Genomic DNA, 14,343 nt, shown 5'->3' on the forward strand with positions numbered 1-14,343 from the left:
AAATTTTAGCTCGTCTGGCCTATTCAGGCTCCATGAAATGTTTTCCTCATCAATGGGGTCTCCAAGGCATTTCGCGGCCCTGATTTTATTTGCCCAGAGTTATTTTCTGTATGCCGCAGAGGTGACTTCGGTTGTTGACAATTCTTTTGCCGCTCAAGTTGATCAATTGACTCATTTGGATCTCTCAAGAGCCCATGCGTTGAATCGAATGCTTAAGGTTGCAGACAAAATTGCTGAAGGCCCCATTATTGCTCGGCCTTATACTGTGCGCCAGATTGGTACGGTTAAAGGAAGTAAGAGATTTGGACGGGAAACCACTTCAACGGCTAGATTGAAACGGAAGTATCTTTCAGAAAAAAATGCCGCACAATTCGCGCTTGCGTCGTTTGATGTAGAAAGCGCCCGGGGTATTCTTAAAGAACTTCCGTTCCTTGCAGCGGCATATCGCCTTCAAAAATCACCAAGGGTTCTTCGCCACCTCACTGCCCAATTGGAGGAGGTTGTGACATGGATTCCGTTTCAGCGGCCGGGTTGGACTCTGCCTTATCGTAAGGAAGGGCGTTTATCCGATGTAGGGGATGGTGTGTGGCTCGCGACCGGTACGGTCATCCAGGCATTGGCATTGACTCTGGATATTCTTCCGCAAGATGGCCTCAGGGGGAATTTGCGTGGCCGGATACTGCATACCTTGGAGCGCGAGATGAAACAAATTGAGGCGGACTGGCGTGAGCAAAGGCCTTGGTATATTCGAGCCAGAAAAGTAGAGTCCAATCAATGGATTGTTCCTTCAAGTGGCCTGGTTATCGCCGCCTGTTTGTTGGGCAGAGAAAATTACCCAGAGGCTTATGCCCTCGGGGTTCGGAATATCGAAATGAGTTTGGCGGTGGCGGGGGCTGACGGGGCGATGAGTGAGGGTTACGCTTATGGCTTATCCTGGAGCAGTCTTTCGCTGATGCTTGCGGATCGGTTCATGCGTATTTCAGGCGATAACCGCTTTGCCGGCAATCCTTTCTTTAAAAACTTTCCTCGTTGGGTCGCTTTGTATTTTCAGCCTGGAGGGTATGTGGTCAATGCTTTTGATGGGTACTCATCTCAGCGCATCCAGGGAGTGCGCTCCATGCGCGGCCAATTGTCCGGCTTTGCCGCAATCTCTGAGGATAAAGAGCTCCATTGGATTTTGAAAAATGTGGCAGAAGGCCCGAGTCAGGATTTCTTCGGCTTGCTTGCTTTGGCGAGGATGGGTGAGAAGTTGCCCCAACCACCGACTTTTGGTCTGTTTGAACGCTCCCACTTGTTTGTTTGGCGGAGCTCCTGGGATTTCGGCGCTTCCGGATTGTGGCTTCGCGGCGGTGATCGAATGGACTTCCATGATCACCATGATCGAGGCCATCTCAATTTTATTGTTCACGGCAAACCTGTGTTGATCGAAGCAGGCACGCCAGGGTACTGGAATCTGCGAAAGATTTCCGAATACGATTCCTTGATTGGGCACAATGTCTTGCAAGTAGGTAGTGACACGACTTCAACAAAAAATGTAGCGCCGATTGCTGTGATTCAGGCGGACAGTTCCGGGGGAATGATAAAAGTGACCGCTGGTGCTTCTTACCCGCAGATATCTTCATGGAATCGCACTGTAAAATGGGATGACAATAAGGCAATCGTTCTTGATGAAGTAAAAGCGCCGCAACGCAAACAAAAGCTGCTTTTCCGCTGGCATCTGGGTTCTGCAAATAATGCCACGATTAAAGGCTCTGCAAATGAAGTTACCGTTCATGTTCCTTCGGGACGGCTGGCATTTCCAGCCTGGAGTGGCCCTCGGCAAGGAAATAGGGCTAAACCGAAAAAGCAGAAGACCGATATCATGGAAACCCCGGAAATCAATATGAAAATTAGTTCAAATCAACCGATTCGCGTTACTCAAACAAGGCTTCGCGATCATCTGTTTAAGTATCTGCGTCAGGAAAATGAGCACACTGTAATTGTCATTGAGGTGTTGGCCCCGGTTGATTCGTGGAATGTAAAAACAGAAGTTGCTGCGCTGTGATTATTTCATCGCTCATCGGCGCAGCCAATTCACAAATTAATCCTTGCGGCAAGCCACAGGGATTGAATACGGCATTGTTTCCGGCGAGGGGAGATTATCGGCCAGATCGGGAGCACGGGGTGTTTGCAAGCGGCCAACGAGAGATTCAAGCCCAATCGGCTTTTGCTGCTAAGGGCGATAGGCCAGTATTGCAGTCAAGGTTTTTTGCCTCATGCCGTTCGGGCATTGGTTCGGCATAAGTTAGGGTTGAGCAGACAGCCATGCAAATTCTAATGAGTAATATGCCATGAGGCTGTGGCTAGTTTCGGTTCTTCAGCCAAACCCCTTAAAGCAGGCAACGCGATCAAAGCGATGGAACAAGAGTCTGAGAACTTTTCGCGGCGCAAAGATGCCGGTTAACCGCTGGCGATTCAATTGACTATATAAAATAATGAAAATACTTCTCTATGGAATCAATTACGCGCCTGAATTAACCGGTATCGGTAAATATTCCGGTGAAATGGGCGACTGGCTAGCCGCAAGAGGGCATGAAGTCAGAGTGATCAGCGCGCCTCCCTATTACCCTGAGTGGCGCGTCGGCTCCGGCTATTCCGGGTGGAGTTATCGACGCGAGACATTGAATAATGTCGGTGTACTCCGCTGCCCGCTGTTTGTGCCGCAGCGGCCGACGACGCTAACGCGTTTATTGCATTTGGCCAGTTTTGCCCTGACCAGTCTACCCGCCGTATTGAGTCAATGGCGGTGGAAGCCTGACCTGATCATTACGATAGAACCGACATTTTTTTGTGTTCCCGCCGGCTTGCTGCTGAGTAGATTGACCGGAGCCAAAAGCATTTTGCATATCCAGGACTTCGAATTGGATGCGATGCTGGGGCTAGGGATGGCGAAAAATGGACGTTTGAAAGCCAAGATTTTTCAGGCGGTTGAGAACTTTTTTATGCGTCGTTTCAGCGCAATTAGTTCAATTTCGCATTCGATGCTGGCTAGAGCCGGAAATAAAACTCGGCAGTTAGTGCCTTTGCATTTTTTTCCCAATTGGGTGGATACCGATTTCATCAAGCCTGGGGTGGACGCTTCTGATTTTCGCCGGCGCTGGGCCTTGTCGGATACATCGCAAATCGTTTTATATTCCGGCAATCTTGGAAAAAAACAGGGCCTGGATTTATTGCTGCAGGCAGCCAAACATTTATCTTCCGAATCCGACGTTGTGTTTTTAGTCCTTGGCGAAGGAGCTGAAAAACAAAACTTGATTGAACAGGCTAAACGGCTAGAACTTCACAATATTCGTTTTGAACCGTTGCAGCCTTATGAGGATTTGCCGGCACTGATGGCTTTGGCTGACGTACACCTGGTGATACAAAGAAAAGGCGCCGCCGATGCGGTTTTACCTTCAAAACTGACGACGATATTGGCAGCCGGCGGTTATGCGCTAATTACCGCTGAAGCGGAAACAGAGTTAGGCATATTATGCGAACGATATCCCGGCATCGCTGAACGCGTTGAGCCGGAAAATTTAGAGCAATTTCTTGGCTCTTTGAAATCTATGCTTCATGCCGCGAAAGCGGGACGTCCGCATGTCAATATGAAGGCCAGGCAGTACGCCTTGGAAAAGCTGGGTAAGGAAGCGATATTGCAGAATTTTGAAGAAATTTTATTGGGGTTGGCTTCAAAAAACGCGTTACAACCAGCCAATACGAAAGCTGTCTATTGATTTTTTTGCTGTCTTATTTCGTTAAAAAACAATGTGACCAATGCCTAAACGATTTTCTTGTCGACGTTTTCTCAGTTTAAGTGCGGCGCTCTGCCTGATTGCATTTTTATTTATGGCGGAATTACAGGGCATGACGGCGCATCGCGTCGCTGAGCCTTGGGATAAGCTGGTTCATGCCTCGGTTTATGGCCTGTTAAGCGGGTTCTTGTGGTGGGGAATGGGAACCAGCCCTAAATTTTGGCGGCTATTGGTTTTAATGGCCATGCTGAGCATGGTGCACGAATGGTTTCAGTCTTATCTGCCGGGGCGCACGTCAAGCGCTTGGGACTGGCTGGCCGATGTGACCGGATGTTTGACGGTTTTGTGTGTATTAATATTGGCAAAACGAAAGCCGGACCATGCTCAAGAGCAATTGTATCGATCTCCCTAGGAAAGCAGCGTGTAGGGTATGAACTTGTCTTGAGCTTGTCTCAAATGTGGTTTGGTATGTAACTGTTTTTGGCAAGGTTTTACGCACTGAGCGAGGTTCCCTTAGGTCCAAAGAACCTTTTTCCGCCGCTCCCAGGACTAAAGGAAAAAGTTAGGATGATGCCAACAAGGCTGCAGGAGGTAGGGCAATGCAAAGAGCAATTGCCGACGACCGTAAGGACGCAGAAGATACGGGTCCAGGGAAGGGCAAGGTAGGTCGCGTCGGGAACCAGCGATCGAGGGCAATGCTGGGAGCAATTGCCAAAGGGAGCGGAATAAGTCTTTTTATTTATTCTCTTCATCCCGACTTTCTCCCGTGAGAGAGGCAGCAAGTGTCCTGACATAATGGAGGCAGTGGCAAAGAGTGCGGAGAACAAAAGCTAGAGCCAGAAAGGATCCATTGCGCTTATTTCTTTTGTCTTAGGATAACCAGCTAGCTCCTTAACCCTTCGCTTTAAAGCGAACTTATCAAAATTTATTTGCTTTCCTCTCAAGGGGGGTAGTCCTGTTTGTGCCGGCATCATCATGTGATGAATGATTTCGATTAAACATGGTTTTTTATTTCACTCAACGGAAAATGAAGATGGCTAAAAAAGTAGCATTAATTACGGGAATTACGGGGCAGGATGGGTCATATTTGGCCGAGTTTTTATTGAAAAAAGACTATGAAGTGCACGGGATCAAGCGCCGGGCCTCATTGTTTAATACACAGCGCGTCGATCATATCTATGAAGACCCGCATGTCGACAATAAAAAATTTATTCTGCATTACGGCGACCTGACCGATACCTCCAATCTGACCCGGATCATTCAGCAGGTGCAGCCGGATGAAGTTTACAATCTGGGCGCGCAAAGCCATGTGGCGGTTTCGTTCGAGGCGCCGGAATATACTGCGGATGTGGATGCGATCGGCACTTTGCGGCTGCTGGAGGCGATACGGTTTTTGGGGCTGGAAAAGAAGACCCGTTTCTATCAGGCTTCGACTTCCGAGCTCTACGGTTTGGTGCAGGAAGTTCCGCAGCGTGAAACGACGCCTTTCTATCCGCGGTCGCCGTATGCGGCCGCCAAGCTGTATGCCTATTGGATCACGGTCAATTACCGTGAAGCCTATGGCATGTATGCCTGCAACGGGATCCTGTTCAATCACGAATCTCCGCGCCGAGGCGAAACTTTCGTGACCCGCAAGATTACCCGGGGTTTGTGCAATATCGCGCAGGGACTTGAACCTTGCCTGTACATGGGCAACATGGATGCGCTGCGGGATTGGGGACATGCGCTCGATTATGTCGAAATGCAGTGGATGATGCTGCAGCAGGAACAGCCGGACGATTTCGTGATCGCGACCGGAGTACAATATTCGGTGCGCCAGTTCATTGAGAAAACGGCCCGCGAATTGGGTATCACGCTGGCCTGGGACGGAACGGGCGTCGATGAAGTCGGGCGGGTTGCGTCTATCACGGGCGATCATGCGCCTGCATTGAAAGCAGGGGATGTGATGGTACGGATCGATCCGCGTTATTTCCGTCCGACCGAAGTCGAAACCTTGCTGGGCGACCCGAGCAAGGCGCGTGACAAGCTGGGCTGGACGCCGAGAATTACGCTGGATCAGATGATCGCGGAAATGGTGGTGACCGACCTGGATCAGGCGAAACAGCATGCGCTGTTGAAAAAGAACGGCTATTCCGTGTCGGTCAGCCGGGAGTAAGCCTGATGAAAATTTCCGGAAAGGTTTATGTGGCGGGGCACCGCGGGATGGTCGGCTCCGCGCTGGTCAGGCAACTTCAGGCGCGAGGGGATTGCGAAGTCATCGCGCGCGCGCATCGGGAACTGGATCTGACCGATCAGGTGGCGGTCGCCGGATTCATGCAGAAGGAAAAACCGGACGTCGTGATTCTGGCGGCGGCCAAAGTCGGCGGCATTTGGGCGAACAACACCTATCCCGCCGACTTTATTTACGAAAATCTGGTGATCGAGGCGAACGTGATTCATCAGGCCTATCGGAACGGGGTGAAGCGGTTGCTGTTTTTGGGCAGTTCGTGCATTTACCCGAAATTTGCCGAGCAGCCGATGCGCGAAGAGGCGCTGTTGACCGGCGTGTTGGAAGCGACCAATGAGCCGTATGCGGTCGCGAAGATTGCGGGAATCAAATTGTGCGAATCCTACAACCGTCAGTATGGCGTGGATTATCGGTCGGTGATGCCGACCAATCTGTACGGTCCGCACGATAATTTTCATCCGGAAAATTCGCACGTGATTCCGGCGATGATGCGGCGTTTTCACGAGGCGAAGCTGAATAATGCGCCGGAGGTCGTTGTGTGGGGCTCGGGCAGGCCGATGCGAGAATTCTTGCATGTCGATGACATGGCGGCGGCGTCCCTGTTCGTGCTGGAACTGGACGCGGCCGCTTACCGGGCCAATACCGCGCCGATGTTGTCGCACATCAATGTTGGCACGGGCAAGGACGTAACGATTCGCGAGCTGGCCGAAACGATGGCCAAGGTGGTCGGATTCCAGGGACAGATCCGTTTCGACACGACCAAGCCTGACGGCACTCCTCGCAAATTGATGGACGTTTCGCGCCTAGCCGGTATGGGCTGGCGGGCTTCGATTGAGCTCGAGCCGGGCTTGCAGGATACGTATGCCTGGTTCCTTGCGCATGAGGGCGAGCTGCGGGGAAAGGCGAGCCACTGAGGAACGACGCCGTTCTGGCAGGCAGTCTTGGAACAGAGCATTTTGCGGGCGCTTTGTTCTTCCGGAAAATGGCAGTGGTCCGTGGAAGAGAGGCACCTCACGATTTGCCGCTAATTGGGCCGTACACCCCGCTTCCACGGCATACTGGAACCCGACGGTATCGTTAAATGCCGGTTCTTTAACCTTATCGTCGAGCATCAAGGCAAAATCATTACTCAAGCTGTTCGATTGCAGAAAGGTGGTAGTCGGATCAGCGTTGTTATCGAATTAAAACAGCCTATAAGAGGATTAATCATTGTGAAAATTACCGTATTTGGCAGCGGTTATGTCGGGCTGGTGACCGGCGCGTGTTTGGCAGACGTCGGCAATCAGGTGATGTGCATGGATGTCGATCGGCAAAAGATCGACAAGCTCAGGCAGGGTATCATACCGATCTACGAACCGGGCCTGGAAGAAATGATCAAGAACAATATGGAAGCCGGCCGTCTGCATTTCACTGACGATGCCAAGGAAGCGGTGGACTTCGGCTTGTTCCAGTTTATCGCGGTCGGAACGCCGCCGGACGAGGACGGTTCCGCCGATTTGCGTTATGTGTTGGCGGTGGCCAGAAGTGTTGCCGAACATATGAACGATTATAAAATCATTGTCGACAAATCCACCGTGCCGGTCGGTACCGCCGACAAAGTCAAACAGACTATTCAGGAGGTCCTTGCTCAACGCGGCGAATCATTAGAATTCGACGTGGTTTCGAATCCGGAGTTTCTTAAGGAAGGTTCGGCGCTGGAGGATTTCATGAAGCCCGACCGTATCATCATCGGTACTGATGACCCGCGTACCACCGAACTTTTGAAAGCCCTGTATGCGCCCTTTAATCGTAGCAGGGAACGGGTCATTGCGATGGACATCCGTTCCGCCGAGCTGACCAAGTATGCGGCCAATGCGATGCTGGCCACCAAGATCAGCTTCATGAATGAGCTGGCCAATCTCGCGGAACGGCTCGGTGCCGACATCGAACACGTCCGCCACGGTATCGGTTCCGATAACCGCATCGGTTATAGTTTCATCTATCCCGGTTGTGGTTACGGTGGTTCCTGCTTCCCGAAAGACGTCAAGGCGTTAGAACGTACGGCCAGGGAAATGGGCTATCACGCCGAATTGCTATCGGCGGTAGAAAACGTGAATAACCGGCAAAAACGCCGGCTGTTCGAAAAAATTTCCTCCCACTATAGAAATGGATTCAAGGGAAAAGTATTCGCCTTGTGGGGGCTAGCCTTCAAGCCTAATACAGACGACATGCGTGAGGCTCCCAGCCGCGTGCTGCTGGAGGAATTGATCGACGCTGGAGCCACGGTACAAGCCTATGACCCGGAAGCGTTGCAAGAAGCCCAACGCATCTACGGCAAAAAGTCCGGCCTGAAGTATTGTTCCAAGCCGGATGATGCCTTAACCGATGCCGATGCGCTGATTATCTGTACCGAATGGAAACAATTCCGCAGTCCGGATTTCGACAAACTGAGCAGCCTGTTGAAGGACAAAGCTATTTTCGATGGGCGCAACATGTATAGGCCGAAATTGGTGAAACAAAGCGGGCTGCAGTATTACGCCATCGGGCGGTAAACGGACTGGCGGAAGCGAGGATTACGCGCCGTGTTCGGAATAGGTTTTAGCCAGCCAGCGCATTTTCATTTATGCTTTATGGCCTATATGCGGTAGGGCGAGTTCATTCTCCAAATCTGCCTTATTGTAGGTGTAGTAGTTCAAGCAGCTCAAGCCTAACCTGACAGTTACTTTAACCGGTCACTGTCAGGTCGGATGGGGCGTGAGTTACCGAGTTCTTATCTTAAATCCAAGGTTCAAGAAGGGCTAACAGGCTTGAGGCCATCAACTAAATTTTGTAACACTTGAAGAGCGGTTTTAACCGCTTCTTCCGCTGCCGCTTTTTCGGCCGCCGCTTTAGCTACCGCTTCCTGGGCTGCAGCCAGTTTTACTGGATCGGGACTTCCGGAGTTTTGTAACTTAGCAAGTTTATTTTCTGCTTTTTGTTGTGCATTAGCAGTTTTCTTTGCTACTTTTTCCGCACGGACAGCGGCAGATGCCTCTTCTTTTACCTTCTGTAATTGCTGATCGCTCAGTTCTTTGTGCTCGGCTACCTGGGCTAAGCGCGCCTCAGCGGCAGTTTTTTGTGCTGCTGCTTGTTCAGCTGCCGCCTTAGCTTCAGTAACCTGTTGGGCAGTCGCTTTGCCCTTTGCTTCTAACTTTTCTAACTTAGCGACTTTTTTGTTTGCTTTGGCCTCGGTTCGATTGGCCGCAGCATTCGCTTTTGCAGCGGAGACTAGGGCTTTATTATTTCCCTTGGCTGTTGCGGTCGCTTGTTGTTTAAGCTCCTTGGCGGATGATGCTGCATTCGCCAAAGGCATTGCAATGACCAATATCATTGAAAGCAAAAATAAAGTAATTGTTTTCATGGGTTTTTCCAAAAAATTGTAAAGTAGTATTAAGGATTAATTTTCTAGCCCAAATTGCGATTTTTTAAATGTGATTACCTAGTCGTAAAGGTTTGTGAAAAAATTTCGGTTAATGAGAGAACATCGTTTGACGAATGAGTCGAAATGTAGATCACTGTATGCGTAATAACTTGTTTCAAAGCTGGAAAATAAGTGCTTCTGAGAGAAACGAATACCTATTTTGAACAGGCGTCTGCGCAAAGTAGGGTAAAAAATATGAATAAAAACCTAACACCCAGAATTTTTACCCGCGCGGCTCAATTTAATGGTTATTCCTTAAATGAATATTTATTGAGTGAGGGAAATTGTAAATTTATAAATCTTTTTTGTTATTTTGTGATGAGTTAATCACTAGGCAGGCTTTTTAGTACCTTAATGACAATTTTATTTACGGCAGATATCTATTAATGCTAGTGTAAGGTATAGGTAGTATTTTGATGCCGATTGGCAAGCAGTAATATTTAGTCTCAGTGGCTTATTTTGCCGTTCTTACTTTTTACTTACAAGCCTGCAATGTTATTGTGTTGATTTTTAGAGCGAATGATTTTCTGATTGCTGGCGAAAATTGTTAGCTTTGGTTCTGCTCGGTTTACAGCAAAAGCCTCAAATCGGTTAAACTAGTTTCCGCAAATAGCCAAACCTGATTATGCCTCTGCGCTGCTCGAAAGGTATGAGACTGTAGTTAAGCCCATACCGTTATACATAAATACCGTCATACCCGCCGGGAGGCGGGTATCCAGTGCCAGGGATGGCAAGCTTCGAGCTATCCATGCAGCCTGGATTCCGGCAATCCATGCCGGAATGACGGACTTGTGTATAAGGGTATGAGTTAAGCCCATCTGCAAGAAATTTCTATCCAAGCAGTATGTATGGCCTTTGGCTTCTTACGAAGGATTAATTGCAAATATTTCTACAATATATAAGGAAACCATGAAAAACAGCCGCGAAATCATAGCCCTTAGTCCAATCAGCTTCGGCACTAGCGGAGCGCGGGGGCTGGTGACGGATTTGAACGCCGAGGTATGTTTTGCTTATACGCTGGCTTTCTTGCACAGCATTGCGCCGTCGCCCGGTTCACGCATGGCATTGGGCATGGATTTGCGGCCCAGCAGCCCGGCCATTGCGGGCGCTTGCGCGGCGGCGATCCACTATGCGGGTTTTCAGGTCGATTTTTGCGGGATCCTGCCGACGCCGGCTCTGGCTTTTTATGCGCTGGAGCAGCAGATTCCGGCGTTGATGATTACGGGCAGCCATATTCCTTTCGATCGCAACGGCATCAAGTTTTATCGTCCCGACGGAGAAATTTCCAAGCAGGATGAAGTGGCGATCGGCGCGGCGGAAGTGAGGCTGCCCGATGTTTTGCCCGATGCCGTGCTTCCGGAAATCGACCCTTCGGCTTATCAAGGATTTATCGACCGCTATCGGCAGTTTTTTCCTCCGCAGCAACTGGCCGGACTGCGGTTGGGATTGTACGAACATTCGAGCGTGGCGCGCGATCTGTTGCGGGAACTGCTGCAGGCCTTGGGTGCCGAAGTGATTTCCATCGAACGGACCGACCGCTTTATGCCTATCGATACCGAAGCGGTCAGCGAACGGGATACGGCGATGGCGAAACAATGGGCCGCTCGCTACGGGTTTGATGCGGTTTTATCCACCGACGGCGACGCCGACCGGCCTCTGCTCGGGGACCAAAACGGCCGCTGGTTGCGCGGCGACATCGTCGGCATTTTATGTGCGCAATATTTAAACGCCCAAGCTGTCGCGACGCCGGTCAGCAGTAACTCCGCGGTCGAAAAGTGCGGGGATTTCGCCGTCTTGCGTACCCGGATCGGTTCGCCGTATGTAATAGAGGGCATGGAGAAGCTGGCAGGGCAGGGTTACAATTCAGTGGTCGGCTTTGAGGCGAACGGCGGGTTTCTGGTGGCGACCGAAATACGGAAGCAGGGCCGGCGGTTAAAACCGTTACCGACCCGCGACGCCGTGTTACCGATGCTGGTCTTGCTGGCAATGGCCAAGGAACGCGGCGTCAAACTGTCCGAATTGCCGGAAAGCCTGCCGGCGCGTTATACCGCCAGCGATCGCCTGGCGTCTTTCGCACCCGAGAAAAGCCGGAGCCTTTTGTACGAGTTGGCGGCGTCCCAGGCAGCCGTAAGCGATTTACTCGGCGATTTATGCGGTAACGTAACGGCTTCCGATCAAACCGACGGTCTGAGGCTGTCCTTCGAAAACGGCGAGATCGTGCATCTTCGCGCTTCGGGCAATGCGCCGGAACTGCGCTGCTATGCCGAGGCGGACACGCAAATGCGCGCCGAAGAAATCGTGCGCGCTTGTTTATCGCGCCTTGCGGATTATAAAAGCAGTCAGTAGCCTGGATGCAGCCGAACAGAATCCGGGGGAGGTTCGTTCCGGATTGTACTGCGTTTTATCCGCGCTACAGTTCCTATGATAGAGTATAGACCTGCCAGGTTTTAAAACCTGGCAGGTCTTTCGTTAATAAGGGACCGAGGAGTTTTACCAGACGACTCAGGATAATTCCCTTGAAGTGTGCAAGAATCAAAAACTCAACCATCCCGACCCGAATGAAGTCGCGAATACCAGGCTGACGATCGTCATCAGCTTGATCAGGATATTCAGCGACGGACCGCTGGTGTCCTTGAACGGGTCGCCGACGGTGTCGCCGACGACCGCGGCCTTATGCGCATCGGAGCCTTTGCCGCCGTATTGCCCGGTTTCGATCCATTTCTTCGCATTGTCCCAGGCGCCGCCCGCATTCGCCATCATCACCGCGAGCAGAAAGGCTGAACTCATCGTGCCGATCAGGAGGCCGGCGAGGGCTTCCTTGCCGAGCACATGGCCAACGACGAGCGGCACGACAACCGCCAGGAAGCCGGGCAGGATCATCTCTCTCAGCGCGCCTTCCGTGCTGATGCCCACGCAGGACTTGTAGTCGGGCTGCGCCTTGCCTTCCATCAGGCCCGGAATTTCGTGAAACTGGCGGCGAACCTCCATGACGATCGCATGTGCGGCCTTGCCGACCGCCATCATCGTCAGGGCGGAAAACAGATAAGGCATCATCGCGCCGATCAGAATGCCGGGCAGCATGGTGGGGCCGAGAATGTTCAGGCTCTCGATTTTCGCTGCGGAGACGTAGGCTGCTAAAAGCGCCAGCGCCGTCAGCACCGCCGAGCCGATCGCGAAGCCCTTGCCGGTGGCCGCGGTCGTGTTGCCGAGGCTGTCGAGCGCATCGGTGCGATGGCGGACTTCGGCCGGCAGGTGCGCCATTTCCGCAATCCCTCCCGCATTGTCGGCGACCGGACCGTAAGCGTCGGTCGCAAGCGTCACCCCGAGCGTGCTGAGCATGCCGACCCCGGACAAGGCTACCGCGTACAGGCCGGCGGCGATCGTGCCGTCGGCCTTGAAGCCGAGCCAGATGCTCATCAGGATCGCGAACGCGGTAATCAGTACCGGCAGCAAGGTGCTCAACATCCCGACCGCCATGCCCTGAATGATCGTTGTCGCGGGGCCGGTTTGCGTCGCGTGCGCGATCATGAGGGTCGGCTTATCGGTGTAGGAAGTGAAATATTCGGTCGCATAGGCGATGCCGTTGCCGGCGACCAGGCCGACCAGGATCACCAGCCAGTAATTGATGCTGGCGCCGGAAATCAGAACGGTCATCAAGCTGAGCGCCAGAATGGCCGCCGATGCGCCCCAGACCGAACGGCGCAACGCTGCCAGCAGATCTTCGAGCGAAGCGTTTTCGTCGATTTTTGCGACGAAACGGCGCAAATGATGGCTGTAGCGAATCCATAAGGAATAGCCGGGATAGATCTTGGTAGTGGCTTCGTTCGCGTTTTTTTCCTCGCCGGTCACCATGTAGATTCCGAATAGGCTGGCGATAATGCCGACCGCCGCAACCAGAAACGGCAGGCCGATAAAGGCGGCGGCTTTGTCTCCGCCGAGCGTCGCGCCGAGGGTTGCGGCCGCGATGATCGAGCCGCTGTAGCTTTCGAACAAGTCGGCGCCCATGCCGGCCACATCGCCCACGTTGTCGCCGACGTTATCGGCTATCACGGCCGGATTGCGCGGATCGTCCTCGGGAATGCCTTTCTCGACCTTGCCGACCAGGTCCGCGCCGACGTCGGCCGCCTTGGTGTAGATGCCGCCCCCGACCCGTGCGAACAGGGCGATGCTGCTGGCGCCGAAGCCGAAACCGGTCACGTAGGTCATCTGGTTCGGATCGCCGTTGAAGATCAAGTAAAGCGATGTCATCCCGATCAGGCTGAAGCTGACCACTGACATGCCCATGATCGCGCCGCTGCCGAACGCGACCCTGAGGCCTTCGTGCAGGCCTCGGCTGGCGGCTGCGGCGGTTCTGACATTGGCCCGCACTGCGACGTACATGCCCAGATAACCCGCGCTGGCGGAGGCGATGGCGCCGACGACGAAGCACAGCGCCGTTTGCCATTGTAAAAAGGATGAAATGACCGAGGCCACGATCACGACAAAGACGGCCAGAACCCGGTATTCCCGGTTAAGAAAAGCCGAAGCCCCCTCCTGAATAGCTTCGGCTATAGCTTGCATCGCGGTACTGCCGCGGTCATAGCCGAGAATGATTTTAAATTGCCACAAGACGTAAACTACGCCCAAAAGACCCGTCAATAATGCGATAAATATCGCCAGCGATGCGCTTAACACCGTTCCTCCTACTTTTTTAGTTATTGTTATTGATTATGGCTTAGTAAACGGCCGATGCTTCTGCCGGAACAGACGAAAGAGGCGTTTGCAGGGGCCCCCTTCCTGATCGGCAGGATAAAAGATCTCCAGAAACGCTCTCATCCTTACGCCCGTTAGAATGGAGCAAAGCATTGCCTTGCTCCTGTCTGACTTCGGCCGCGTTCCTTATCCCGTGACGATCGCAGACCGGA

Annotated in this window: 9 protein-coding genes; 7 read left to right on the plus strand and 2 right to left on the minus strand. The window is 52.3% G+C overall.

Translation table 11 applies throughout. The features are described from left to right. Positions 1-37: 37 nt before the first annotated feature. The 6 genes from JJL52_RS01605 (at position 38) to JJL52_RS01630 (ending at position 8,531) form a co-directional block, all read left to right on the plus strand. Entirely contained in the window at positions 38-2,044 is a 2,007-nt protein-coding gene (locus JJL52_RS01605) for a heparinase II/III domain-containing protein (protein WP_202050628.1), read from the plus strand. 430 nt (positions 2,045-2,474) lie between these two features. Then, entirely contained in the window at positions 2,475-3,755 is a 1,281-nt protein-coding gene (locus JJL52_RS01610) for a glycosyltransferase WbuB (RefSeq protein ID WP_202050629.1), read from the plus strand. Positions 3,756-3,795: 40 nt separating this feature from the next. Further along, the gene (locus JJL52_RS01615) at positions 3,796-4,185 is read left to right on the plus strand and encodes a VanZ family protein (protein ID WP_202050630.1); all 390 of its coding nucleotides are present in this window, start codon (positions 3,796-3,798) and stop codon (positions 4,183-4,185) included. 621 nt (positions 4,186-4,806) lie between these two features. Further along, positions 4,807-5,928, plus strand: a complete 1,122-nt coding sequence (gmd, locus tag JJL52_RS01620) for a GDP-mannose 4,6-dehydratase (RefSeq protein WP_202050631.1) — start codon at positions 4,807-4,809, stop codon at positions 5,926-5,928. 5 nt (positions 5,929-5,933) lie between these two features. Then, entirely contained in the window at positions 5,934-6,914 is a 981-nt protein-coding gene (gene fcl, locus JJL52_RS01625; RefSeq protein WP_202050632.1) for a GDP-L-fucose synthase, read from the plus strand. Between the two features lie 297 nt (positions 6,915-7,211). Continuing rightward, positions 7,212-8,531 (plus strand): nucleotide sugar dehydrogenase, encoded by a 1,320-nt coding sequence (locus JJL52_RS01630; RefSeq protein WP_202050633.1) that lies wholly within the window; start codon positions 7,212-7,214, stop codon positions 8,529-8,531. 236 nt (positions 8,532-8,767) lie between these two features. On the opposite strand, the gene JJL52_RS01635 is transcribed toward JJL52_RS01630, so the two are convergent. Further along, entirely contained in the window at positions 8,768-9,379 is a 612-nt protein-coding gene (locus JJL52_RS01635) for a hypothetical protein (RefSeq protein ID WP_202050634.1), read from the minus strand. Between the two features lie 969 nt (positions 9,380-10,348). On the opposite strand from JJL52_RS01635, the gene JJL52_RS01640 reads away from it, so the two are divergent. Next, positions 10,349-11,785, plus strand: a complete 1,437-nt coding sequence (locus JJL52_RS01640; protein ID WP_202050635.1) for a phosphomannomutase — start codon at positions 10,349-10,351, stop codon at positions 11,783-11,785. 186 nt (positions 11,786-11,971) lie between these two features. On the opposite strand, the gene JJL52_RS01645 is transcribed toward JJL52_RS01640, so the two are convergent. Then, on the minus strand, positions 11,972-14,113 hold the full coding sequence (locus JJL52_RS01645; protein WP_202050636.1) for a V-type H(+)-translocating pyrophosphatase: 2,142 nt from the start codon (positions 14,111-14,113) through the stop codon (positions 11,972-11,974). Between the last annotated feature and the right edge of the window lie 230 nt (positions 14,114-14,343).

The organism is Candidatus Methylomicrobium oryzae (genome assembly GCF_016745425.1).
Lineage (GTDB): Bacteria > Pseudomonadota > Gammaproteobacteria > Methylococcales > Methylomonadaceae > Methylomicrobium > Methylomicrobium oryzae.